We start from the raw sequence: 25,179 nt of genomic DNA, 5'->3' as shown, positions 1-25,179 counted from the left end.
CGTATGCTCAACTGACTTAAGTCTATATGTTCAAATTTTCAATTTGAACAGGTAATTAAAAGGATTGTCACCTGTGAATTACAGGTGACAATCCTCTAATTAGAAACTATTTATAAACTGTCCTACTTGGGAAGTTCAGTTCAAAACAAGTTCTTATTTTTGTAAGGCCAAGACAATCAAGCGATCCAATAATTCCGGATAAGTGATCCCGAAATCATTCATTAATTGTGGATACATTGAAATCTTAGTAAATCCTGGCATTGTATTAATTTCATTCAAATAAATTTTATTAGTTTTTTTATCTAAGAAAAAATCAACTCGGCTTAAGCCATGACCATCAACAGCTTTAAAAACTTTAATTGCATATTGACGAATTTGTTCTTGGATTTGCTCATCTACCAGAGCCGGAATACACGTTTTACTTTCTTCATCTTCATATTTCGATTCAAACGTATAAAACTCACCATGAGGCATGATTTGACCGACTCGTGAAACAATTACATCATCATTACCTAATACAGCTGTTTCTAACTCAATACAGTCTATGCACTCCTCAACTACGACATGACGATCATATTTAGCTGCCTCACTTAATTTCCCAATCAATTCAGTCTGATTATCACAACGATAACATCCAACACTTGAACCTGAACGACTAGCCTTAATAAAGCAAGGCATTCCTAATTCTCTAACAATATAGTCTTCAATTTCTTCAATCTCATCAAAAGTATTTGTTACTACAACTAATTTTTCGTCATAACGTTTTTTCACATATACTGATTTAACTTGCGGAACACCTACTGTATCTAAAATCTTTTTTGTATAGATTTTATCCATTGCTACACTAGAGCCCATCACCCGACAGCCAACATAAGGTAATTTTGCTAATTCAAATAAACCTTGAATTGTTCCGTCTTCACCATACATTCCATGTAATACTGGAAATGCTACATCTTGATTTTTTAATAATCCATAAACATCTTCAACCATGCTACTGTTATCTAACCAAGTATTTTTAGCTAAATCTGTCTGCTTCGCATCAAGATAATGCCAACCACCATCTAAATCAATCCCAACTAAGGTGATTTCGTATTTATTCGCATCCAAATTGTTTAATACCGATGTACAAGACATTCTTGAAACAATATGCTCACTTGATTGTCCCCCACATAAAACCAATAATTTTTGTTTCATGAAAATTTCTCCTCTATTTTGGTGACAACGTCTTTTAATTTCATTCCATTTGAGCCCTTCAATAAGACAACGTCATCATTTTGTAAATTATTCTTTAAATAATTTACCACTTCTTGATTATTATTACAATAATAAATCTCTGCCATCCCTGACAAAGCAGCACTATCGCTCATAAACTTAGCTTCTCGGCCAACCGCAACTAACACATCAATTTGTTTTTCCGCTACATATTTACCAACACTTCGATGCAATTGCTCGCTGAATTCGCCCAATTCTAACATATCCGCTAATACAGCTATTTTTCTACGCGAATACGTAGCCAATACGTCAATACTTGATTTCATTGAATCTTCACTAGCATTATATGTGCCATCAATCAAGGTAATGTTGTTTTTTAATTCAATTACATCCATCCGTTTTTTAGTTAATTCAAATTGACTAATTCCTTGAATACATTTTTCCATTGGAATTTCTAGATTTATTCCAATCGCAATCGCAACAAGAGCATTTAAAACAAAATGATTCCCCGGTACTGGGACAACAACTTGATAGACCTTCCCATTATAATTGATTGTAAATTCACTATGATCATCCATTAAAATAACTTTTTCAGCTTTAAAAACAGCAGCGCAATCAACACCGACTTTAACAACCTTGAAATTATCAAATCGAACCGTTGACAGCATATCATTATCACCATTAATTACTAATGTACTGCCGTCACTCATTCCCGCAACAATTTCTAATTTTGCTTTTAGAATATTTTCACGACTTCCTAATTCTCCAATATGTGCTGTTCCAACATTAGTAATCGCGCTAATATCCGGACAAGCAATTCGTGATAACTCTTCCATTTCATTAAGATGATTCATACCCATTTCTAAAATCATCACTTCCTCATCTTTTAATCTCAAGATTGTCAATGGCAAGCCAATATTATTATTATAATTACCTTCTGTTTTCAATGTCTTATACTGCTGTTTAACAACACTATAAACCATATCACGTGTGCTTGTTTTACCCACGCTCCCAGTAATTCCAACAACTTTGACCTTGCGATGTTTCCGTAAATAATGAGCCATCTTTTGCAAAGCTTTTAACGTATTATCTACTAAGATAACAACATGCTTATCATCTTCAATCAACCGATCAGTAATTATAGCGCTGGCACCATTTGTAAATGCACTTTCAATAAAATCATGGCCATCATAGCGTTCACCAATAATTGGAATATACATCATCCCGACCTCAGCTTGACGACTATCTTGGCTAAAACCTGTTATTTCCATTGTTTCATCACCACTAATAAGTTTCCCACCGGTAGCAATTACTATCTCACTTACTTTCATTTCATCCCCCTAGAACTCATTACCTTTAATCGTTGGTTGATTTTCATCATCTAAAATATGGCGCTTCCCATCAAAACCAACAATTTCATATCCAATCACACTATCTGAGTTTCCTTTAGTTAACACCAGCAGCTTATCACCTACAACCTCAAATGTCAGACTGCCTCCAATATCCATCGTATATAACTTCTTTTTATCTTTTCCATCAAGATCCATCGTATAAATAATATTCTTATCTTGAATAACTAATTTCTTCTCAACCAGGTTCACTAATGATAAATTATTACTTTCATAAATAACTTTACTTTGTCCTTCTAAATCACTTTTAACTAGCCCATCATTATTTATATAATATAAATATTCACCATCATAAGTATAAACATTAGTATTATTGGCAAGATTCTTCTTGTCGCTGCCATCCAATGCAATCGAAACTAATTCATTATTTTTATTAATATAAAAAATTCTACCTTTTTCCTCATCAACAACAATACTATAAGAAACCTCATCACTAATCTTATGATCCTGATTTGTCTCTAATTCAAGACAATGAATTGTTTCACCATCACTATCATTTTGATAATAGACTTTATCACCAAGATTATGTACATAATATACATTCTTTAATAAAATATCTTCTGCTTTTGTCTTTTTATCCATTCGAATATAATCATTATTTTCATCAAGATAATAATACCACTGCTCATCTTCACTAAAAACAGTAACTGCTTGTTCCAAAACAAGTTCGCGATTATTAAAACTACGATCATATTTCAATAATTCAGAATTCATCATTAAATAAACAGCATTATCATTAACATAACTAATCCCTAAATAATTAATATTTGTCGCTTGACTATATTTACCTGTATTTTTATTGATTGATATTTTACTATCACTATAATCATTAGTGATTGTGTTTGAATTATCATTCTCTGCCAGCTTAATCGGATTATTAATAACATATTGACGCATTACTGTCGTCACTACAATTAAAACAATAAAAACAGCCCAAATTTTCTTACTACGCCAATAATTTTGCGCTGATTCATTAGACTTAAGCAATGTTTGTTCAGTCTTATCAGCTGCAATAAACTCATCGACTTTTTCAGGTTCAATAATCTGTTCTTCCTTTATAATATCTACTTCTTTATCTAACCCTACCGGCGTTCCGCAAACAGGACATCTTTTTTCATGTTCTAATAATCGCGCTCCACATTTTCTACATCTTTTAATCTTTTCCATTTAGTCACCTACTTTAATGCCTACATTTTACCATATCACCAAAGTAAAAAAAAGCGTGTTATTAGCGTAAAAGAAAAGACTTCGCTTCAATAAGCTTAGTCTATTCTTCTTCATTATTATTCAATTTAGCGATAGCCGTATCATAAAAATCATTTATATACCACTGCTTTAAATACTCATCACCATTTCCTGTACTATACACAATATAATTGCCTATTACATTAAATACAGTTACATCATAATCAATCGATACAATATGCCCATCACTAGTCATTAAATCATCATCATAGTTAGTATATACAATTGTATTATTTGTAACGATATAATTATTAACCTCACCTTCAACAAGCAGTTCATCATTTTCATCAGCAATACTATAACAATGTACGCCTTGATAATCTTGATAATAAAGCAAATCTCCACTCACATAAATTTTCCCAGTACTAGATAAATTAAATTGTGATAATTTATTTCCGGCCAAATCAATAGCCTGAATATAATCATGTTCAATTGTTGTATAAAAAACTAAACTATCTTGCATGTCATAACTATAATCTGAAATTTCATCGCTTATGATTTTTATTGATGTTGCACTTACCTCATCATATATAAACAGTCCCTCTTCATCATACTTAGTATATAGGAACTTATTTTTATCTATTGGTAATACATTATCCATTTCAAAAAGGGCTGTCAATTCACCACTTTTCATATCATAACGTGCATATCTTCCATACTGTTCATAGTAAAGATAGTCATCAGTACTATAAATATACCTTTCTCCGTCATCTACAAGCGATTTAAAGTTACTAAAATTCCGTTCTGTTTGATATATTTGATAATCCATCCCAAAATAAATATTTGAATCCGTTAAAAAAGCATAACCACCATTTTTTAAATTTCCCTCTTGCGTTATACTGCTATTACTATCAAATAATTGTAATGTTGATAATTCTTGATAATCCCGTTGATCATTCGAATTTTTAAAAATTTGCCCGAAAATAGTTACTCCTGCAATCAATATCACTACAATTCCAACTATAATATTTCTTAGTTTTTCTTCATTATTAGCAGCCTTCTTTTTTATGATTGGAAAGCCCATGCTGTTAATTCGCTGTCTAGCTTCTTCTAAACGTTGTTTGATTTCATTATTGCTTGATTTGTAATCATACATCTCTTGTTGGTGGTAAACATGGCTTTTTTCACTATGTTTATCGCAGTCTTTATTATTTGTTGAATTATTTATGTTAAAACTACTGGCGTACTTCTTAGTGACATCAGTCTTCTTTTCATACTTTGTTGGATTCCCACAATTAGGGCATCGTGGTTGACCAAAATGTATTGCCGCTCCACAAACTGAGCAATGACTTATCTTCCCCTGACGATGACCACATAACGGACATTTTAAACTATTTTTATACTCATTTCCGCAATTATCACATCTCATTGTACCTCACCCCCTATTAATTATATTGTACCATGCCCCTATTTAGAGTCAATCAGCCAAATAATATAAATAATTTTTATCAAAAATAAAAAGATACTGTCGTATCTTCTTACTTACACATTTTAACTCCGGTTTCTAATATTTCCATTTGCAATAAAGTTTGTTCATCTTTGACCCGAGGTTCCTTACCCTCAATAATACTTTCATATAAGCCATCAAAAACATTTCCATAATCCCCTACTTCAGAGATGACTTTTTCTTCATGAAAAACACCTGCATCATCATAATACGATAACGTTCCATAATCTTCAGGACGATCAATTCCAAAATTTGGTGACCCCGGCATATAAAATAACTTGAGGTGTTCTTCTTGACGATCTTTTGTCGCTTTAACAAAGCATCCTTTATCACCATAAACAACAAAACTAGGACGTTCTTTTACTCTAAAATAACTTGACTTTACTGAAACTTTAAGTGTTCCATAATATAGATCCAAATCAAAATAATCATTCATTCGTCCTGATCCTAATAATTGTCTTACATCATAATGAATCTTTTCAGGTTTACCAAAATAAGAAATTACTTGATCTAAAGTATGACATCCATGACCATATAAATATCCATTGTACCCAACATATTCATGAACATTTAGTGGTATTTCCGGACGATAATAGTCATAATGCATTTCTACTTCTAATAAATTACCTAATTTTCCACTTTCGATCACTTTTTGAACTGTTAAAAAATCAGAATCATAACGACGGTTTTGATAGCATTGCACTAATAACCCTTTTTCTTTAGCTAATGCAAATATTTCTTTAGCTTCAGCACTATTTTTCATAAAAGGCTTTTCAACCAAACAATTTTTACCATGTTCTAAAACCATTCTAGCATACTCATAATGACTATCATGACGAGTGCAAACACTAATCAGCTGAATCTCTGGATCGTTTAATAGACTATCTAAATCATCAGTATAATTTATTCCTGCAACACGTGACCAATCATGTTTATTTAAATTTCGAGCATAAATAGTTTTTACTTTAATATTTTTTCTTGTCAGTACAAATGGCAATTGATAACGATTAGTACTTTTACCATTGCCAATAAATCCCATTGTTAACATAATCTTCTCCTTCTACTTTGATATATCATATTGTACTATATTCTAATCATTAATTATATTTTTTACGATAATTGAAAAGATGATTTTAAACAACCATATTAATAACCAAACATAATAACGGAATTGTAAGTAATGATAGCGCTGTTGATAAAAAGACAATTTCTACTGCCAAATTTGAATCTCCATCATACTTCTCAGCCAAAATTGCTGTCGTACTTCCTGCTGGCATTCCCGCCAAAACTGTTGCTACTGCAGTTACTAATGGTGGTAGATTAACTATTGCACAACTAAATAAGACCAATAAAGGAATTAAAATCAAACGGATAAAACTATAGTAGAGGGTCAATCTATTTATAACATCTCTAATTTTGATTTCTGCCAAGATTCCACCTATTACAATCATTGATAAAGCCATCGTACAATTACTAAGTGACTGGATTGATACTTTTAAAAAACTTGGTAATTGAATTTGGCCAATCATAATAAACAGGCCAATAAATACTGCGATAATGCAAGGATGTGTAATTACTTTCTTAATAACATCTTTACCTTTAGCATTAGTAAAACATGCAACCCCACCAGACCACATTACAATTCTTTGGGGAATTAAATAAATGGAAGCAAATAATAATCCATCTAATCCATAAAGGCCTTGAATCAAGGGTGAGCCCATAAATCCAGCATTGGAGCAGATCGTTCCGTATTGTAAAACACTTTGTTGTCGTTTTGTTGCCTTAATAAAGAAATACTTTCCAAATACTTGGCAAGCAAACTGAATAATAATCGAAACAATCAAAATTGTTAGACCACTCTTGATGATTTGAGTATCCATTTTAATCATAAAAGAGTAAATAATATTAGCCGGCAGTACAATATATATTACTAAATCCGTCAAGCTCTTTCGATGCTCTTTAGAAATAATATTTGTCTTTCTTAAAATATATCCAATTATCATTAAAATAAATATTTCAAATTGTAAATCCATTAAATTATTAAAATCAACCACAATAACACCTCTTTGAAGATATCTTAAACTAATTTTCTTGACACGTCATCTAAAACTTACCATTATTCCTATAATTAGTTATAATATAAACAATAAAAGTAAGGGTGAAATAATGAAAACAAACTACGTCTATATCGTCAAATGTCAGGATAATACTTTCTATACAGGCTGGACAACTGATCTAGTAAAGCGAATCAATGCTCATAATCATGGCAAAGGTGCAAAATATACCAAAGCTCGTCGCCCCGTTGAACTGGTTTACTTTGAGGAGTATACTGAAAAAAGCCTTGCGTTGAAACGGGAATACGCTATTAAGCAAATGACACGTAAAGAAAAAGAATTATTAATCAACAGTTAGCATAGGCTAAGTAATTTCTTTGGAAATTAAAGAATAACGTGTTATACTAGATTCATATAGAAAGAAGGCAAAATATGAAATTAAACCGAAATGATTTATGCTGGTGCGGCAGTCAAAAAAAATACAAAAAATGCCATCTAGCATTTGATGAAAAATTAGAGCAATTAAAGCAGCAAGGAAAAAAAATTCCAACCCATAAAATGATAAAGACGCCTGAGCAAATTGAGGGAATTAAAAAAGCCGCAGTAATAAACTCAGGTTTATTAGACTATATTGAAGCAAATATCAAAGTTGGAATGACAACTGAAGAAATTGATGTTATGGCAAAGGAATATACTGCCAAATATGGAGCAGTTTGTGCTGATTATCAATATATGGGTTATCCAAAACATATTTGTGTCTCGATCAACGATGTTGTTTGTCATGGTATTCCTAATGAGCAAACTATTTTACAAGAAGGTGATATTGTAAATGTTGATGCTACAACCATGCTGAATGGTTATTATGCCGACGCTTCTAGAATGTTTATGATTGGTAAAGTTTCTAATGAAGCTAAAAAACTAGTCAGCGATACAAAAAAGGCTTTAGAACTCGGTATGGCTAGTGTTATCCCCTATCAAAGTTGTGTTGGCGACATTGGTAAAGCAATCGAAACATTTGCTAAAGCTATGGGTTATAGTGTTGTTAGAGAATTTTGTGGTCATGGTGTTGGTTTAGCGATTCATGAAGATCCTTATGTTTTCCATTTTGAGCCAAATGTGCCTACTGTTACCCTTGTCCCAGGAATGGTCTTTACAATTGAACCAATGTTAAATCTTGGTGGTCGTGAAGTATATGTTGATGAGTCAGATGAATGGACTGTTTATACTGATGATGAATCACTTTCAGCACAATGGGAGCATACGTTGTTAGTGACTGAAGATGGTATTGAAATTATTTCAAAATAATAAAACCTCCGATTTGAAGTGAACCACCATTATTTAGATTAGACACCTAAATAATGGGATTCATTTCAGTTTGGAGGTCTTTTATTTTATATTTATAATTACATACTCACTAGGAGCACCTGTTTTGATTGGATAACGCCATCCCGCTATTCCTGTCGTCGTAATTGCTGTAAAATCACCAATATCCCTTTGTCCACGAATCAACGTATCACTTGTCAATGACTGAACAATTCCCATAGGGAACAATTGTCCACCATGAGTATGCCCAGATAATTGTAAATCAATTCCTAGAGCTGCATTTTCATCAAGGTTTAAAGGCTGATGATCGAGCATGATCGTGTAGTTACCACGTTTATTTTCAGGAATCATCTCTAATAATTGACTAGTTGACAAACGAGGATTTGTACCCCAAAAACTTGCATCTTTTCGACCAATAATATTTATATTGTCTAAGCTAACTACTGCATCTTCCAATACAACGATTCCATTTTTCTCCAACGTAGCACGAACATCTTCAGGACCAAATTCACTATCGCTAAAAGCATGAGAGCCATTGTCATGATTACCATAAACATAGTAGATTCCTTGTTGATTATTGATCGATGCTAGCGCCTTACTAGCATTAACCATATCATCTAATGGGGTATTTTCATCAAAGATATCCCCTGTTAAAACTACTAAATCAGCATTCAGCTGGCTCATTTCATCACAATATTTTTGTAGCTCCGTAACACTTAATGATGTTGACATATGTAAGTCAGCAATTTCAAGAATTTTAAGATCCTCAACTTTATCACTTTTTAGATCATATGTTGTAGCTACAACATGTTTAATATTATAGTAGCCATAACCTAAAAATAACGCCGTAACTACTATTCCCAAAATACCAGTAGTAAATGAAATCCGATAAATCGGGAATCTTTTTAAGCCTAGATTTAATAGCTCAAACAACAACATGACAACTAATAAATGATAATAAATAACCCCATATAACTCCAACGTGTTCATTGCTGGAATTGATAGCACCATTATCACTAATCCAATTATAATAATGAGGAACCAATTAGTATGAATATTTAAAATCGTTCGTAATAAACGGTTAATAAAAAAAGTAAAATAAATAATACCGGGTATAACCGCAAGCAAACCCATATATAAGTACATAAAATCCCTCCTTTTAATTTAGAATACACGCTGAAGTATGCTTCAGGTCAAGTAATTTTTATAAAACACATATCTTCACATATTTATATTCTAACAAAATAAAAAGAGCATATAACAACATAATTTACTAAACAAACAACAAAAATATTCCAAACAGTCTTAAACATTACCAGCTTTATCCTACTCTCTATTTTTACCGTACTCTCTTTTTATTACCCAACATATTACTAAAAATAATTAATAAATCATATTTCCTTAACAAGAAAATTTTAGTTTGAATAACTTATCAAATTATCGTAAAAACTATAATGATAGCAAAGCTATCAACACATTTATCAACTAGAAAGAGATGAAATATGAAGAAACGTTTCCTGATTTTTTTACTAATTATTGCACCATTATGTATCAATGCTGTTCATGCCAGTGAAGATAATGCTAAACTTCAATTATTAAAAGAGAAACATTATGAAACTGAAGGTACAATCGTTACTGTCAAGATTCCCCATGTTGTTAATGTTAAAGATGACAAAGTAAAAAAAGTTATTAATAAGCTGATTACCCAGGCAATTGATGACTTTACTAACGAATTTAAAGAATTTGACAAAGAACCAAACACAGAACATAAATTAATTGCAGATATTACTTTCCAAAACTACTATAGTGACGATAAAATAATATCATTTTCAATTAATGCCACCCAAATCATGGCAGACAGCTATTTACAAAAGAAATTTTATACAGTAGATCTTAAAACTGGCGAAGTCTACAATATTGAACATTTCTTAGGTTCAGATTATCAAAATATCGTTAAAAAATCTGTACAACAACAGATTGCGGAGAATAAAGAAAAATATCCTAACCTAATGTATTTTGATGAAGCGGTTAATAATTTAAAGATTACTAATGAACAACCATTTTATATCAACAAAGATAATCAGGTAGTTGTTGTTTTCAATCAATTTGAAATAGCTCCTGGTTATATGTCATTACCGGAATTTATTATTAAATAGTTGATAAATCTAGAGGTTAAATAATATTTTAACCTCTTTTATATTTGTAAATCATTTATTTAAAAAATATCCACGACATGTCTAACATCATGGATATTTATAATTAGCAAGTGGTATATTATTTATAAACTATATTGTTAACAATTTTATTATTTATCTGCAGCAAATTCTATTCCCGCACTTTGACGAGCTTTAGTCGCAATCTCAATAGTAATCAAACTAATTTCCTGCATTTTTTTAGCACGAGTAAAATCTTTTTCATCAATCATTTTAACAAATTCTACAAATTCATGATACATCCGATGTTTATCATTATTGTAAGAAACCTCATCACCTTCATTATTCATTTGTTTAGCACTACCCTTATTCATTAATACTTTAAAACCATTTAAGCTATTAGCAGGTGTAGAAATTGTAATACATCCTGCATCACCTTGAATATTTGTTGCAACGGGAGCTTTACAATCTTTAGCTCCAATACATACACATTTAAAACTATCATAGTCTAATGTTAAAATTCCTGAAGTATCAATTCCTCTTTGAATATTTGCCTCATAATTGACATTTAATGGTTTACCAAATAAAGCTACTACTAAATTTATATTATAAATATTTAGATCCATTAATGCCCCTCCCGACATGGCTGGATTAAATGCTGGCAAGACTTCTCCTGCTTTAAAAGCATCATAACGTGATGAATATTGTGAATAATTAGCACTAACGATCTTAATTTGTCCTAGTGTTGGTAATAACTCTTTAATTTTTAAAGTATTTGGTAAATATTGGGTACTAACTGCCTCAACCATAATAACTTTATTAGTGTCTGCTAAAGCAACCAATTCTTCTAATTCTTTAAGATTAGAAGTAAATGGTTTTTCACAGATTACATGTTTACCGGCTAAAATTGCCTTTTTGCACATTTCATAATGTAAATGATTAGGCACCGCTACATAAACTACTTCAACCTCACTATCTTCCAGCATTACATCAATATTTGTATAATGCGCTTTAATATTGTTAGCTTGGCACATCTCAACAATTTTTTCTTTTTCAGCCGGTGTGGCACATAAAGCAACTAACTCCATACCAGTAACTTCATGAGCAAAAGTTAAAAAATCATGAACGATCATACCGGCCCCAACGATTCCGACCTTCATTATTTAGCCTCCTTTGCTACTTTAGTTGCTTCTTCGATAATTTTTAAAACTTCTATTACTTCCTCATCGGCAACTAATTTATGAGCCCCATTTACAATAACATCATTTAAATTGTCATAAATAATTCCATAATCCCCAATTTCTGTAGGTACTTTTTTTGTAATATCATTGCCATTATCATCAATGTAAGACAATGTTCCCCATTTATCTTCTGGTAATGGATCAAATGATACATGGATCGCTCCTGGTTTAGGTTTTTCTGATGAATTATGACCAAGTGCCGGCATTAAGAAACTTCCTTTTTTGCCATGAACGATAAAGCGTGGATAATCAAGTTTTACATAATAACTAGTTTTAACAATTGCTTTAAATCCATCATAAAAGAAATCAAAATCATAATAATCATCACTGACTCCAGGATTATCAACACTACGACAGTCATATACAACTCGATTAGGTTTACCGAATTCACCAATGATTTGATCAATTGGATGAACTGCTAACCCATATAAAATTCCCATACCTTTATTATTTGCTATTGATGGTCTAAAATAATCATAATGTGACTCAATTTCCACAATGTCTCCAAGTACACCTGATTCAATAACTTTACGAACTGTGCGCATATCAGCATCATAACGACGATTTTGGTTAGCCATTGCTACTAGACCTTTTTCTTTAGCATAATCGAATACATCTTTAGCTTCTTTAGCGGTCATTGCAAATGGTTTTTCACATAAAACATGTTTACCATGATCCAATGCCTGCATTGTATACTCCACATGATAACGATCTGGGGTATTAACAACTACCAAGTTAACATCAGGATCATCCATAATCTCATTAATTGAACTAGTAAACTTAATCCCCGGATACCAGCTCTCTTTTTCTTCATTAATTTCTGTTTCTAAACGATAAATATACTTTACATCAATGAAGTCTTTTCTTTTTTCAACATATGGTAAATGATAACGACAAACGCTGTTACCAAACCCAATATAAGCAACTTTTAACATCTTTCTTTCCTCCTATTTTATAGGTTTATTTTATGATGAAAAAAACCTATAAAACAGTGATTTTCCAGCTCTTGCAATTGAATTTCATACATTTATTTACAGTACTGTAATTTAATTTCATACTACTAAATTAAATTAATCAAGTAGCGGAAAATTTTAAATATTTTCCCTCTCTTACACCACTGTCCATACGGTTCCATATACGGCAGTTTAATTAAATTTCAATTTATATCTCAATAAATAATAATCTAAACAACTAACTAGTCCATTGTGTGCTAGCCTTTCTTTTGCTACAGCACGCACAACACATGTTCTAGTTATCACGAATTGATAGCATATGATATTTGTCTTGCTCTACCATAATTTACCCCAAGTTTTCTAACACCATGACTAGGCTTTGGAATTTCAATACTTTTAACAGGTTGTGGTTTGTAAGACCTTGTTTCAATTTGTCTTTTATTTCATCATTGGCTACATTATCCACACTACTTGTGCTTTTATAGACAAGTATCATATTTTTCTTAGATAAGACTTCCTCTAATAATTTGTGTGATCTTCTCCTTTTCGCTTTCTAATGCCTAGATCCAAGTGTATATGCCCTTCGGCTCAAATACATTTCCGATGCACTATGTGATTCGTCGACAACTACATTCACAAAGGACTTTCACCCTAGATGTATGACAAGTCGTCATACTTAAAAAAGATGTCTCTAACAGACATCTTAATCTAGATCTTTTCCATCCGATTTAATCGCTTTTTGATACCAATAAAATGAATCCTTTTTTATCCGATGTAAATCACCAACTCCATCATCATTCATATCTACATAAATAAACCCATATCGCTTATCCATTTGTCCTGTTGTAAATGATACCAAATCAATTGGTGCCCATGATGTATAACCAAAAATATTAACGCCCTCTTCACGAGCTTTCATTAGGCTCTTTATATGACTGCGATGATAATTAATTCGATAATCATCATGAATAGAGCCATCATCCTCCACTTGATCATGTGCCCCCAAACCATTTTCCACATCAAATAACGGTACTTGATATCGATCATTCAGTACATGTAAAAAATATTCATAACCTGTAGGATCAATTTGCCAGCCCCAATCAGATGCTTCTAAATATGGATTGGCTAAACTACCCTGACCACCTGCTGTTGCTAAGTTTCCCTCTACATCATGCGTAGTAAATACATTTGACATATAGTATGAATATGCTAGAAAGTCAGATTTACCTTCCATTAGAATCTTCTTATCTTCTTCACTAATTTCTAAAGATACATTATTATCTTTCCAGATACGTTTTGCATAAGCTGGATAATATCCCCTTACCATCGTATCTGCACAATATGCAAATTTTTCTTGAAACAACTTATATGAACCTAAAACATCTTTTGGATCACACGTATATGGATAACAGCAGAACCCTGCAATCATACAACCAACTTTGATTTCCTCATCTATTTCATGAGCTGCTTTTACCGCTTCTGCCGCCGCTACCATTTGATTATGTAATTCTTCAAAAGCAAACTGTTTTCCTTCTTTAACATTAAAGTGAAGCAAAATGTTAATTTCATTAAAGGTTAACCACTTATTGACTAAATCTTTATATTCAATAAAACATACTTTAGCAAATTCAACAAACTGATGAATCATCTCTCTATTTGTCCAGTCACCATAGGTTTCTTCCAAATAGACTGGTTCATCATATTTATACAAAGTTATAACTGGATCAATTCCATACTTCCTACATTCTTTAAAAACATTACGATAAAATTCAACTCCTGCTTGATTTACTCCACCTTCAACACCATGCGGGAAAATTCTAGCCCAAGAAATCGTCGTGTTAAAAGTTGTAAAACCAAGTTCAGCAAATAAGGCAATATCTTCCTTATATCGATGATAAAAATCTATCCCTACATGATTTGTATATCTAACATCATCAAATAATTCATATTTTGCCCCCTTTGGTAAATGATCAAATTGTCGCATTTTTCCTCTTGTACCATCAGCATTTAAATAATGAATATAACGATTATTAGTTGTTGTTCCGGGATCACCGAAATCTACTTGAACCGGACTCTTACCATCTTCATCCCATGCTCCTTCACATTGAGCCGCACTAATCGAACCGCCCCATAAAAATTTATCTGGAAAACTCATCTTTATTATCCTCCTTAAGCCTTCTTTTATTTTTATCTTCTTGGTGTTGCCATTTGCGCCCAAGTATACGCCTTTCCTTTTAAAGTGATTGCCATTTGGTAAATATTTTCCGGCCAGGTTCCACCACCAAAACCACCATCACCAATAGCATGAACATCACATCCTGTTTGTTTCATCATCAGCGTTATTTGACGAATTGTATCAACATCTGCTGCTTCAACATTACTATTTAAAAAGCTCATAGCAAGAGCCCCATTTCGATGCGTAAATTCAATTAATTCACGAATCATCTCAACTGTAATACCGTGGCGTGAGCCCGGAGCAGGAAAATCAATAATATCAGCCCCAGCCTCAATCAACTGCTTAATAATATTTTTAGCATCATAATCAGCAAGTGGATCACCTAATACTTTTTCACTAATGCCATCCTCCCATTTTCCAGCAAAAATCAGCATATCATCACCACAAATCGCTCTAGCCTCTTTTGTCCACTTAATCACATCTTTAATTGATGTACCACTTCCCGGATTACCACCTAAAATGAGAAATGATACACCCCATTGTTTTGCCTTTAAAAGATTTTCTTTTGTACATACCATACCTGCTAGATCGTATAACTGAGAATTCTCTTGGTTATTAAAATCAAGCCCTTCTTTAGGACACCCCAAATAAATTCCCACTGGTCTACCACCTACTAAATCCTTCAATTCTTGGTAATCAAATCCTTGCATGCCAGGACAATCAGCTGGATGAAAAAAATCAAAACCATTCAATAAAACCATATCCGCACCAAAAGCAAACATTAATTCGGTACTGGTACAATTAGGAAATAAGATTGGATTTTTTAAATACGTTTGTCCCATCAGCACCCTACCTTCAGATTTAAAAATTGCTTCTTTTAATTCTCTACCAGTATAATTAGAAATTTTACTAGCTTTTGCACTAATCAATCTAGTTACTTGATTATGTAGTTCCATCTTTTTTCTCCTTATATCTATTTTCTTACAACTAAATCTTAATTTAAAAAGTAGTCTAAAAAAATCATATATAGATATTTTGTAATTAAATTTCAAAGATATAAATAATTATGAAATTTAATTTCAAAAATATCATTAGTAGTGAGAAAACGTTTTCTCTATGTCTATTAATATGTTAAAATATAAGTATAAATAATCCCTAAAAAGGAGTGCATAAAATGATTCGTGAATTAATCGATAGCATTAAACTGACAAAAAAAGAACAAGTTATTTCCGAATATTTAGAACAAGAGCCTGATTGCGTGCTTCAATATAACGCTAAAGAATTAGCTGCTTTAATCAAAGTTAGTGCCCCCACCCTTATTCGCTTTGTTCAAAAATTAGGATTTAAAGGCTATAGTGATTTTCAAGTGACTTACACCCAAGAAAAAACAATGTATGATCAAATGAAAAATATACGGATTGATTCAAAAAGTTCTATTCGTGATGTAATTGAAACCCTACCTGCAATATATGACCATGTTTTTAAAGAAACTCGAAAACTAACTCGTTTTGAATCGTTTGTTCGAACGATAAATTATATGCTGCAAGCTAAACAAATTGATTTTTATGCCAATGACAATAATTATTCAGAAGTTCAATCTGCCTGTTTAAAACTAAATACCATTGGTATCAAAGCACAATGCTTTAACACTTTGAATACTGCCTATATTGATAACATCGATCCTCGAGACATCTTAGCTTTCGTAGTTAGTCACTCGGGAAAAAATCAAACAATGGTCGATGCCGCATATGAACTCCGAAAAAAACGAATCCGTGTCATCGCAATTACAGGAAAAATCGACCCAACTTTAGAACTTGTATGCAATGAAGCCTTGTATATTGATTCATCCTCACATCATCTGCCTCATCATATTATGCTATATGGATTATCGATACATTATATTTTAGATATTCTCGTTACCTCACTTTATTACAAAAAATACAAAGAATAATAAACAAGACCTTACGCTCCCGTAGGGTCTTATTTAACCGACATTTCCTTGATGCTGCAAAGATAAATCAGTATACTGCATAATTTCAAATTTATTTCCATCCGGATCATGAATCCACATTTGCCAAGTTTCTGATTGACCTTTATTAGGCTCAATATCAATTTCGATACCAGCTTCAATCAGCTCTTTTCGTGCTTCAAAAATATCATCAACCATTAAAGCAAAGTGTGAATACCCTAGTCTAACATCTGGCTTTTCATGTTCTAGCTGGTTATCTGCTTTATTAAATAATTCCAAATATTGTCCCGGGGCTAACTCAATAAAAATATAAGCAATCCCATCTGGATCAGTAATTGCTTTTTTAGCCCAAGCTCCACGGCTTTTTTGTCCAAGATAAGCCCCATAACGCATAATTATTTTAGCTTTTAATCCTAATTTATTTTCATAAAAATCTCTCATTTTATCCATCTGATCAGTATAAAATGAAAGATGCATCACTTCATTAAATTTCATTTTTAACCTCGCATTTTTATAAAAAGGTCTGTTTAAATAAAACAATCAAAGCTATTTAAACGGAAAAATAGATTTCATGACTATCTAAACAAACCATTTTTATTATTTATTTTCCACCTAATTTTAAAGCTGTATCCAAGACCTTAGCACCATTCATTGTCCCATAATCCTGCATATTAATTATTTCAGCCGGTTTATCAAGAAACATTTTTTTAACATTCTTTAATTCATTTTAACATTCTTTAATTCATAACGTACTTGTGGTCCTAATAAAATATCATCAGCTGCTTCACCATATTTTTCAATTTGTCCAACGGGATGGGCTTCGATTTGAAATTCAATTTCTTTTGTTTCGGCAGTCTCTTTCATTCTATTAACTAATAGACTTGTTGACATTCCCGTTGCACACACTAACAAAAACATTCATCATTATTCCCCCTCTAGCCTAATATTCAATATTATTCTCTAAATCATCACCATTGGTAGCAATACATTTTTTATACCAGTAAAACGATTTTTTAGGATAACGTTTTAAATCTTTTAAGTCTTCAAAATCACGATCAACATAAACAAATCCATAACGTTTTCTAATTTCTTTATGACTACTTAAAAAATCAATTGGACTCCAAGCTAAATAACCAATTAAATCAACACCATCATGTTCAACAGCCTGTTTAATTGCTTTGATATGCTGTTGATAATAATCAATACGTTGATCATCATATACTTTTTGATCAATTAACTGTTCATCAATTCCAATACCATTTTCTACGATAAACAATGGTTTATGATATCGATGATAAAAATCAATTAACGAATATCGTAATCCCTGTGAATCAATTTGCCAGCCCCACTCATTTGCTTGATAATAAGGATTTTTAAGATTGCGCTGATCAAATAAAATAGCATCCTCTAAAGTAATCACATCATCAATTTCATCAAATGAAGCCTGAACACTACTGCGATAATATGAAAATGCTAGATAATCCAGTTTGGTCGATGCTGATTTAATTACCTCTTCATCAGCTTTATTTAGACTGATTGTTATATTTCTATTTAGTGCATACTGCTTAAAATAATCTGGTAGTTCTCCTTGACACATCGTATCAAAAGCAAAATAGTTGTGTAACTTATTTTTAAAATCTGCAGCAATAATATCACTACTTTTACAAGTGAGTGGATAGAATGGTGCATGCCCAATCATACCACCTACTTTGGCTTGTGGATCAACACGTTTAATTACCTCTACAGCACGAGCATGTGCAATTTGTACATTAATATTTAATTGTACGAACATCTCTGCTTTAGACATTCCATCTGGTAAATAAGCTCCTGCCACCAGATCACTTTGACAATAAGCTAAATTAATTTCATTATATGTCAGCCAGTATTTAACTTTTCCTTTCAGTCTAGAAACTACCGCTTCAACATGGCGAGCATAAAAGTTAATTACTTCTTTGTTCATAAACCCATTATAGTTTTTTAACAGATAATCCGGCATATCAAAATGAACTAAAGATACTACTGGTTCAATTCCTTTTGATAAAAGATAGTCGACCATCTTTTCATAATAAGCTAACCCTGCTTCATTAGGACTTTCTTCATTACCAAGCGGGTGAATCCTTGACCATACTACTGAAAAGCGATATGCTTTATATCCCATTTGAGCCATGTAATCAATATCTTCTTGATAATGATGATAATGATCAGTAGCTACTTTTGTATCACAAAACATCGGTTCAATCCCGGGTTCTGGAGTAACTATTAGAGTGTCATAAACATTTAACCCTTTACCATCTTCTAAATATGCGCCTTCAGCTTGAACGTTGCTTAAAGCACCGCCCCATAAAAATTCTTCTTTCATGATCTTCTCCTTTATCTCGTTGTCATCATAATAGTCATATGACCATCAAAAACAATTTTGTTTCCTTGCGGAATCAAGAAATTATCACCGACTTTAATAGGCACTCCATCAACAGTCCCAGAGCCCCTCACAACCGTCGCCAACTGATAATTATCATGATAATAGTGATTCTCCCCTGTAAGTTCTAGTTTTGTTACAGTAAATGAGTCATTATCAATAAAAACAGTTTGTTCACCATTTTCTAATGATGTCATTACAGTCGTAAGCTTATTTTCCATCTCCTTTTGATCATAAGACAAACATTCAATTGCTTCTTTTAAATGCAATTCACGTTCATTGCCATTTGCATCTTTACGATGATAATCATAAAAACGGAAAGTAACATCTGTAGCCTGTTGGATTTCATAAACAACACTCCCCTTTTTTAATGCATGTAATAATCCAGCCGGAAGATATACAAAATCATCAGGATGGACTTCTAAATGACGAATCAGTTTATCCCACTGTTCTTCCTTGATATAGTGAGTCAAATCAGCTTCATCTTTGGCATTGTGTCCATAAACAATCTTGGCTCCTGGCTCAGCTTCAATAAAATACCAAGCTTCATTTTTGCCTGCTTGATAACCTAACTTTAAAGCCGCTTTTACATCAGGATGAACTTGGATACTTAAATCATCTTCTGGTCCTACTAACGAAATAATAACCGGAAACTGTTCATTAGGATGACCAAATAATTCTTGATGCTCCTGCCATAATTCTAATAAAGTTTTTCCTTGATATGGTGCAGTCTCACAAATATTTGAAGCCCCTTTTTGGCAGCTAAATGACCAAGCCTGTCCAACTCCATCCGGAAAATCATGATAGCCAAAATAATCTTTAACTAACGTATGTCCCCATATAGCCAAGCGCGGGATCGGTTTAAAAAATAATACACCCATAATTTTTCTCCTTATAAAAAATAGGCATTAATATGCCTATAGTGTAAACAAAGCAAATAAACCAATTACGGTTACAAAGATTGATAAGCAATTAGCTAATGAGACAATATTAGCTTTGATTCTAAAACCATATTTACTATAAATTAAATTATTTACTTGTTTTGCCTTAGTGACATGATAATCACCTAACAAAGCAAAAACAACGATTACGATTCGCATTGGTAAACTTGTTCCAATTCCATCACCAAAATAATTCCATGGTACGATAGCTAAAATAAGTGCTAAAACTGAAGCAAATAAAGCTGCACCAATATATGGATTTTTTTCATCTCGATGCTTTTCCATTCGTTCAATATCTTTTTTAGACATCTTTTGTTTTATTTTATTATCATTATATTTTTGAGCATAACTACGTTGTTCAACTTTAATTACTTCACTACCACAGCTATCACAAAATTTTGCAGAATCTTTAAGTACAGCACCACATTTTCGACAATACATAATATCCACCTGCTCTCTATTTCAAAATAACTTGTGAAAAATTAACTAAACTAACAAAACCACTAATAACGATCGATACCCAAGCATAATTTTTATTACCATTTGGTTCGAATCCTTTTTTTCGATCCTGTTTATCTACCCGCAATGACAATACACCACAAACGATTGCCCCAAGATAAGCAAACGAACTAAGAATATATGGAATCTTTACATTTCCACCAACTGCACTAAATATTGTTCCTGCGATAAAATCCAATCCAATTAAACCGATAAAAAATAGGAGGATCCCTAATTTAGCCCAGCTATTTTCACGGGGATTCTTTTTTAACTTTGATTTGTTTTTTTGTTTAAGTGCATCTGCACTAATTTCTTTACCGCAATGATAACAGAAAGCTGAATCTTGTGGTATTTCCTTGTGACAATATGGACATTCCATAATTAGTTCCTCCTTATTTTTTAATTAAGAGAACTTGTTAAAGTTTTCTTAATTAATTAATTCTATGCCTCTGCAGTATTCATTTTAGCAACTTCAGCTTTTTCATAAGCTTTCCAGAATGGATAGAAGATAACTAATCCGATTGCTAGATTGATAAATACAATAATGATACCACCAACTGAACCACCAGCAGATAAATAACCTAAGATTGGTGAAGGTGTTGCCCAAGGCAATGACATATACATTTTTCCTACAAAACCAATACTAGTTAACCAATAAGTTAAAGCCCCTGTTAATGTATGAGTTAAAATAAATGGAATTAATAGGAAACCATTCATTACTACTGGTAACCCAAACATAATTGGTTCAATAATACAGAAAATTGCAGGTGGTAAACAGATTGTTGCTAATGGTTTCAAATGAGGTAATTTCTTACTAGACATAAACATGTAAATTAAAATTGGCCAGCAAGATGATACCCATTGAGATAGACGACATAAGTTTGGTGTCCAAACATATGGTAAATCTTTAACTAATGTTCCAGCAGTAAAAGCAGTGTTGTTATCAGCAAGCCATTGATTTGTAAAGACATTAGTAACTGCACCAGTAATATTGTCACCATGTAGACCACACATCCATAGCAATGCTGATAAGAATTGCTGCAAGCTATAAACAAAGACATTGTCTGCCGCTCCTAAGACTGGTAATAACATTTCTCCAACCAATACTGGAATATTGATTCCGGCTAAAGTTCTAATTCCCCAACATACAATCGTAATAAAGAAATAAGGAATAATTGCTGAGAAACTATCTGAGATAGCAGGTGGTACTGAATCAGGCAATTTGATTACAATATTCTTTTTTAAACATATATTAATAATATTAATTGCAATTGCTCCAGCGATCATTGCTGTAATCAAACCTGAACCACCCCAATAAGTACTTTCGAAAGCACTGCCTCCAGCACTTAAAGTTCCATCTTTAGCAGTGATTACTAAATTACCAACAGAATCATAGTTTAATAACATAAAAGCAAAGAATGCTCCGACTGCCCCTGTAGTCTTATTAAATCCTTTAATTTCTGCATATTCTCCCCCGAAAGCGATAATAATGTAGATAGCCATAATTCCCATTGATAAACTATTGACTAATGCAAGATCATCAGCCCAAGGCTTTAAAAATGGAATTAATGCTTTAGTTGTCAATCCACCATCTGAACAGAATAAGTATACTACTAAGAAGATTGACCCAACCATTGTTACTGGTAATGCTGCGACCATCCCATTTACGATTGCTCGTACAAATGGGATCTGTCCAAATCTTGTCATTGGTCCAGCGATTACATCAACTTTTTCCAATACTTTGTCCATGAAGGACTTTTTTTCAGTAGACATATTTTTTCCTCCCTTAATTTTCAAAAACGCTTTAAATGTAAACGTTTTCTCTTTGTCTATCTATATAGTATACCCATTCACTTATTTTTTCGATATATTATCCTGTCGTAAATTATGCCATTTTTATTTACAAATACCTCAAACCCATTGGTATTATTAATGTTTTTAGAAAATAGAAGTCTTAAAAAACAATGAGTAAACGTTTACTTTTTTTACTAATTTTGATATAGTTTTACTAGGGAGTGACCATATGAAACTAAAAAAAAACGAATTAAAAATTATTCAATTATTATTAGCTTCACCAGACTACATTTCAACCTACGATATCGCTACCTCGACAGGAATTCCTCGTCGTTTAGTGCGTGATGAAATTAGTAACGTTAGAGTTATTTTGTCATCATTAAACCTTAATTTATTATCCAAGCCTTCAAAAGGTTATTTTATCGAAGGAAAGTCTTCTAAAGATTTAAGCCGATTGCAAAACATTATTAATGATAATGAGCGTGATGAAAATAATGTTTTTCCAACTTTACCAAAAGATCGTAGAAATTATATTGCAAAAAGATTAATTGAAGAGGCCAGCTACATTAAATTAGAAACTTTCGCTAATGAATTATTAGTAAGTCGACCAACTGTTGCTAATGATGTCCTTCTTTTAAAAAAAGATATTCATAAATATGGTTTAACTTTAATTCAAAAACCAAATTACGGTATTAGTATTCAAGGAAGTGAAATTTCAAAAAGAAAAGTCTTAGCTGACTGGGTTTTTGAAAACTTAACACAATCAGATATGTTTGGTGATTTCTTGGATGCCTATTTTAATTCTCCAGATTATCAAATCATTGAGATCATTAATCAGCATCAAATCATTATGAGCGATATTAGTTTGATTGACTTTTTAATTTGTTTCTCTATCGCTATTGCAAGGAATACGATCAATCATACGATTGATAGCCCAATCGCTAATTTCGAGCAATTCAAGGATCGTTTTGAATATGCTACTGCTAAAGAATTAGGAAAATATGTTCAAGAACGTTTTAAAATTGATTTCAATGAATATGAGATTCAAAATATTACTATTTTATTAATCTGTAAAAGGTCATCACGCGGCTTATCTGCTTCTCATGATGATAACGTAATTACCATTGCTAATGAAATTCTAGCGAGAATCAAAGCAGAAACATTAATTACTTTTGATACTGATAAATTATTTAGAATCCTATCGCTATATATTGAAAATACTTTGATCAGACAAGCATATGTTGAAAAAATCCGTACCCCGGTATATGAAAATATTCAATATGAATATCCTCTACCATATCATTTAGCATCTATTGCATCAGCAACGATTCAACAACACTCCAAGATAAAGTTATCACGTAGTGAATTATCGGCATTTACAATACTCTTTAATAATGCTATTAACAATCAAAACAAGAAAAAGAAAAAAGTTTTATTGATCAATTGTATGAGTGGTTCTATGTTTACACTACATCGTTATCGGATTGAAACTGAATTAGCAGCACAATTAGTTATTACTAAATATACTCAATATTATCGAATCAATGAGGAGGACTTAAGTAATTATGACTTAATTATTTCTTCAGTACCGATTCGTAAACAATTATCGATTCCTGTAATTAATACCAGTTATATGATTACTAATGATGATATCATTAGAATCAAAAGCTATTTATCTTATTTATTCAATGATGAAGACCTTGTTTATTATTTTCATCCATATCTATATTCATCCAATGTTAAAGTCAAAAGCAAAAAGGGCGTCGCCTCAACTTTCTATCATTTATTAACATGTCTTTATCCAAATCTAAAAGATACTTTCAAATACGAGTTAAATAAACAGCATCGTTATACTTTGAACACTTTCAATAATGTGATTGGGCTAATAAAACTAAATAAACCAATCAATGCCAATAACAATATCGTCGCAATTACTTTAAATGAACCAATCCTGTTTGATCAGCAGCAAATGCAGGTCATTATCCTCTTTTCATGTTTAGACAATAATAATATTATGTATAATACTTTATTTAATACGCTGAAAAATGTTGCTAATAATGAACTTGATGTAAAAAAATTATTATCTCACTTATCGTATCCAGAGTTTCTCAGCGTAATCAAAAACAACAAATAGCTTTAAAAGCATTTGTTGTTTTTTCATTACACTTTATTTTAGCTAAGAATTATATTATCAATGGCAGAGATTATTAGTACAGGGAGGCACTAATAGACAATACAATTCACTAACAGTTATTTACTTTTTTGTCTTTCTTCAATTTCTTTCAACATATCGATTCTAACTTGATGACGCCCACCTTCATACTCACCAGTTAACCAGGCATCAACAA

22 protein-coding genes and 1 pseudogene are annotated in these 25,179 nt (G+C 32.0%); 5 read left to right on the top strand and 18 right to left on the bottom strand.

All coding sequences use genetic code 11. From position 1 onward, the window contains the following. Positions 1–153: 153 nt before the first annotated feature. The 6 genes from KSU54_RS15635 to KSU54_RS15610 form a co-directional block, all read right to left on the bottom strand. Complete coding sequence (locus KSU54_RS15635) at positions 154–1,194, bottom strand: D-alanine--D-alanine ligase family protein (RefSeq protein ID WP_003539572.1); 1,041 nt, start codon at positions 1,192–1,194, stop codon at positions 154–156. Further along, on the bottom strand, positions 1,191–2,543 hold the full coding sequence (locus KSU54_RS15630) for a UDP-N-acetylmuramoyl-tripeptide--D-alanyl-D-alanine ligase (RefSeq protein ID WP_003539570.1): 1,353 nt from the start codon (positions 2,541–2,543) through the stop codon (positions 1,191–1,193). Before KSU54_RS15630 ends, KSU54_RS15635 begins: the two co-directional genes overlap by 4 nt. 9 nt (positions 2,544–2,552) lie before the next feature. Then, on the bottom strand, positions 2,553–3,788 hold the full coding sequence (locus KSU54_RS15625; protein WP_117792639.1) for a DUF5050 domain-containing protein: 1,236 nt from the start codon (positions 3,786–3,788) through the stop codon (positions 2,553–2,555). A gap of 100 nt (positions 3,789–3,888) precedes the next feature. Then, positions 3,889–5,235 carry a DUF5050 domain-containing protein gene (locus KSU54_RS15620; protein ID WP_003539558.1) on the bottom strand — a complete coding sequence of 449 codons (1,347 nt, stop codon included), beginning with the start codon at positions 5,233–5,235 and terminating at the stop codon, positions 3,889–3,891. 109 nt (positions 5,236–5,344) lie between these two features. Beyond that, the gene (locus KSU54_RS15615) at positions 5,345–6,361 is read right to left on the bottom strand and encodes an oxidoreductase (protein ID WP_003539556.1); all 1,017 of its coding nucleotides are present in this window, start codon (positions 6,359–6,361) and stop codon (positions 5,345–5,347) included. A gap of 85 nt (positions 6,362–6,446) precedes the next feature. Continuing rightward, positions 6,447–7,367, bottom strand: coding sequence for an AEC family transporter (locus KSU54_RS15610; protein WP_003539554.1), 921 nt, complete (start codon positions 7,365–7,367; stop codon positions 6,447–6,449). A gap of 112 nt (positions 7,368–7,479) precedes the next feature. Here KSU54_RS15610 and KSU54_RS15605 point away from each other — a divergent pair, with 112 nt between their 5' ends. Together KSU54_RS15605 and KSU54_RS15600 are read left to right on the top strand one after the other, a co-directional pair. After that, positions 7,480–7,725 carry a GIY-YIG nuclease family protein gene (locus tag KSU54_RS15605; protein ID WP_008792687.1) on the top strand — a complete coding sequence of 82 codons (246 nt, stop codon included), beginning with the start codon at positions 7,480–7,482 and terminating at the stop codon, positions 7,723–7,725. Positions 7,726–7,799: 74 nt separating this feature from the next. After that, positions 7,800–8,672 (top strand): methionyl aminopeptidase, encoded by an 873-nt coding sequence (locus KSU54_RS15600; protein WP_003539550.1) that lies wholly within the window; start codon positions 7,800–7,802, stop codon positions 8,670–8,672. An 81-nt stretch (positions 8,673–8,753) separates the two neighbouring features. Here the strand turns inward: KSU54_RS15600 and KSU54_RS15595 are convergent, their stop codons facing one another. Next, the gene (locus KSU54_RS15595; RefSeq protein WP_008792686.1) at positions 8,754–9,836 is read right to left on the bottom strand and encodes a metallophosphoesterase; all 1,083 of its coding nucleotides are present in this window, start codon (positions 9,834–9,836) and stop codon (positions 8,754–8,756) included. Between the two features lie 356 nt (positions 9,837–10,192). Here KSU54_RS15595 and KSU54_RS15590 point away from each other — a divergent pair, with 356 nt between their 5' ends. Further along, positions 10,193–10,846, top strand: a complete 654-nt coding sequence (locus tag KSU54_RS15590; RefSeq protein WP_003539546.1) for a DUF3298 and DUF4163 domain-containing protein — start codon at positions 10,193–10,195, stop codon at positions 10,844–10,846. Positions 10,847–10,995: 149 nt separating this feature from the next. On the opposite strand, the gene KSU54_RS15585 is transcribed toward KSU54_RS15590, so the two are convergent. The 4 genes from KSU54_RS15585 to KSU54_RS15570 form a co-directional block, all read right to left on the bottom strand. Beyond that, a complete protein-coding gene (locus tag KSU54_RS15585; RefSeq protein WP_003539544.1) occupies positions 10,996–12,003 on the bottom strand; it encodes a Gfo/Idh/MocA family protein in 1,008 nt (335 codons plus the stop codon). Continuing rightward, on the bottom strand, positions 12,003–13,019 hold the full coding sequence (locus KSU54_RS15580) for a Gfo/Idh/MocA family oxidoreductase (RefSeq protein ID WP_003539542.1): 1,017 nt from the start codon (positions 13,017–13,019) through the stop codon (positions 12,003–12,005). The genes KSU54_RS15585 and KSU54_RS15580 overlap by 1 nt, the downstream gene beginning before the upstream one ends. A gap of 721 nt (positions 13,020–13,740) precedes the next feature. Then, the gene (locus tag KSU54_RS15575) at positions 13,741–15,192 is read right to left on the bottom strand and encodes a glycoside hydrolase family 1 protein (protein WP_003539538.1); all 1,452 of its coding nucleotides are present in this window, start codon (positions 15,190–15,192) and stop codon (positions 13,741–13,743) included. Positions 15,193–15,224: 32 nt separating this feature from the next. Then, positions 15,225–16,169, bottom strand: a complete 945-nt coding sequence (locus KSU54_RS15570; RefSeq protein ID WP_003539537.1) for a DUF7916 family protein — start codon at positions 16,167–16,169, stop codon at positions 15,225–15,227. 218 nt (positions 16,170–16,387) lie between these two features. Here KSU54_RS15570 and KSU54_RS15565 point away from each other — a divergent pair, with 218 nt between their 5' ends. Further along, positions 16,388–17,164, top strand: coding sequence for a MurR/RpiR family transcriptional regulator (locus KSU54_RS15565; RefSeq protein ID WP_003539536.1), 777 nt, complete (start codon positions 16,388–16,390; stop codon positions 17,162–17,164). Positions 17,165–17,197: 33 nt separating this feature from the next. Here KSU54_RS15565 and KSU54_RS15560 read toward each other — a convergent pair whose 3' ends face one another. The 7 genes and pseudogenes from KSU54_RS15560 to KSU54_RS15530 all read right to left on the bottom strand — a co-directional run bounded on the left by KSU54_RS15560 (position 17,198) and on the right by KSU54_RS15530 (position 22,810). Next, positions 17,198–17,677 carry a VOC family protein gene (locus KSU54_RS15560; RefSeq protein WP_003539535.1) on the bottom strand — a complete coding sequence of 160 codons (480 nt, stop codon included), beginning with the start codon at positions 17,675–17,677 and terminating at the stop codon, positions 17,198–17,200. 106 nt (positions 17,678–17,783) lie between these two features. Continuing rightward, positions 17,784–18,100, bottom strand: a pseudogene (locus KSU54_RS19335) (PTS sugar transporter subunit IIB). Between the two features lie 22 nt (positions 18,101–18,122). After that, positions 18,123–19,541, bottom strand: coding sequence for a glycoside hydrolase family 1 protein (locus KSU54_RS15550; RefSeq protein ID WP_003539532.1), 1,419 nt, complete (start codon positions 19,539–19,541; stop codon positions 18,123–18,125). Positions 19,542–19,552: 11 nt separating this feature from the next. Further along, positions 19,553–20,479 (bottom strand): type I phosphomannose isomerase catalytic subunit, encoded by a 927-nt coding sequence (locus KSU54_RS15545; RefSeq protein ID WP_003539530.1) that lies wholly within the window; start codon positions 20,477–20,479, stop codon positions 19,553–19,555. Between the two features lie 36 nt (positions 20,480–20,515). Beyond that, positions 20,516–20,980, bottom strand: a complete 465-nt coding sequence (locus KSU54_RS15540; protein ID WP_003539528.1) for a zinc-ribbon domain-containing protein — start codon at positions 20,978–20,980, stop codon at positions 20,516–20,518. A 16-nt stretch (positions 20,981–20,996) separates the two neighbouring features. After that, positions 20,997–21,416 carry a zinc ribbon domain-containing protein gene (locus tag KSU54_RS15535; protein ID WP_003539527.1) on the bottom strand — a complete coding sequence of 140 codons (420 nt, stop codon included), beginning with the start codon at positions 21,414–21,416 and terminating at the stop codon, positions 20,997–20,999. Positions 21,417–21,478: 62 nt separating this feature from the next. Further along, a complete protein-coding gene (locus tag KSU54_RS15530) occupies positions 21,479–22,810 on the bottom strand; it encodes a PTS sugar transporter subunit IIC (protein ID WP_008792681.1) in 1,332 nt (443 codons plus the stop codon). A gap of 250 nt (positions 22,811–23,060) precedes the next feature. Here KSU54_RS15530 and KSU54_RS15525 point away from each other — a divergent pair, with 250 nt between their 5' ends. After that, a complete protein-coding gene (locus tag KSU54_RS15525; protein ID WP_003539523.1) occupies positions 23,061–24,965 on the top strand; it encodes a BglG family transcription antiterminator in 1,905 nt (634 codons plus the stop codon). Positions 24,966–25,179: the final 214 nt, after the last annotated feature.

It is taken from the genome of Erysipelatoclostridium sp. MSK.23.31 (assembly GCF_019125875.1).
GTDB lineage: Bacteria > Bacillota_I > Bacilli_A > Erysipelotrichales > Coprobacillaceae > Thomasclavelia > Thomasclavelia ramosa.
This window is presented reverse-complemented; position numbering and strand designations above follow the sequence as displayed.

Bases quoted from the DNA above. Each gene is read 5' to 3' on its own strand.
- KSU54_RS15615 (WP_003539556.1), bottom strand. From the start codon at position 6,361: ATGTTAACAATGGGATTTATTGGCAATGGTAAAAGTACTAATCGTTAT.
- KSU54_RS15625 (WP_117792639.1), bottom strand. From the start codon at position 3,788: ATGGAAAAGATTAAAAGATGTAGAAAATGTGGAGCGCGATTATTAGAA.
- KSU54_RS15570 (WP_003539537.1), bottom strand. From the start codon at position 16,169: ATGGAACTACATAATCAAGTAACTAGATTGATTAGTGCAAAAGCTAGT.
- KSU54_RS15550 (WP_003539532.1), bottom strand. From the start codon at position 19,541: ATGAAAGAAGAATTTTTATGGGGCGGTGCTTTAAGCAACGTTCAAGCT.
- KSU54_RS15590 (WP_003539546.1), top strand. From the start codon at position 10,193: ATGAAGAAACGTTTCCTGATTTTTTTACTAATTATTGCACCATTATGT.
- KSU54_RS15565 (WP_003539536.1), top strand. From the start codon at position 16,388: ATGATTCGTGAATTAATCGATAGCATTAAACTGACAAAAAAAGAACAA.
- KSU54_RS15525 (WP_003539523.1), top strand. From the start codon at position 23,061: ATGAAACTAAAAAAAAACGAATTAAAAATTATTCAATTATTATTAGCT.
- KSU54_RS15595 (WP_008792686.1), bottom strand. From the start codon at position 9,836: ATGTACTTATATATGGGTTTGCTTGCGGTTATACCCGGTATTATTTAT.
- KSU54_RS15560 (WP_003539535.1), bottom strand. From the start codon at position 17,677: ATGAAATTTAATGAAGTGATGCATCTTTCATTTTATACTGATCAGATG.
- KSU54_RS15620 (WP_003539558.1), bottom strand. From the start codon at position 5,235: ATGAGATGTGATAATTGCGGAAATGAGTATAAAAATAGTTTAAAATGT.
- KSU54_RS15605 (WP_008792687.1), top strand. From the start codon at position 7,480: ATGAAAACAAACTACGTCTATATCGTCAAATGTCAGGATAATACTTTC.
- KSU54_RS15530 (WP_008792681.1), bottom strand. From the start codon at position 22,810: ATGTCTACTGAAAAAAAGTCCTTCATGGACAAAGTATTGGAAAAAGTT.
- KSU54_RS15575 (WP_003539538.1), bottom strand. From the start codon at position 15,192: ATGAGTTTTCCAGATAAATTTTTATGGGGCGGTTCGATTAGTGCGGCT.
- KSU54_RS15580 (WP_003539542.1), bottom strand. From the start codon at position 13,019: ATGTTAAAAGTTGCTTATATTGGGTTTGGTAACAGCGTTTGTCGTTAT.
- KSU54_RS15630 (WP_003539570.1), bottom strand. From the start codon at position 2,543: ATGAAAGTAAGTGAGATAGTAATTGCTACCGGTGGGAAACTTATTAGT.
- KSU54_RS15600 (WP_003539550.1), top strand. From the start codon at position 7,800: ATGAAATTAAACCGAAATGATTTATGCTGGTGCGGCAGTCAAAAAAAA.
- KSU54_RS15635 (WP_003539572.1), bottom strand. From the start codon at position 1,194: ATGAAACAAAAATTATTGGTTTTATGTGGGGGACAATCAAGTGAGCAT.
- KSU54_RS15540 (WP_003539528.1), bottom strand. From the start codon at position 20,980: ATGTATTGTCGAAAATGTGGTGCTGTACTTAAAGATTCTGCAAAATTT.
- KSU54_RS15535 (WP_003539527.1), bottom strand. From the start codon at position 21,416: ATGGAATGTCCATATTGTCACAAGGAAATACCACAAGATTCAGCTTTC.
- KSU54_RS15585 (WP_003539544.1), bottom strand. From the start codon at position 12,003: ATGAAGGTCGGAATCGTTGGGGCCGGTATGATCGTTCATGATTTTTTA.
- KSU54_RS15545 (WP_003539530.1), bottom strand. From the start codon at position 20,479: ATGGGTGTATTATTTTTTAAACCGATCCCGCGCTTGGCTATATGGGGA.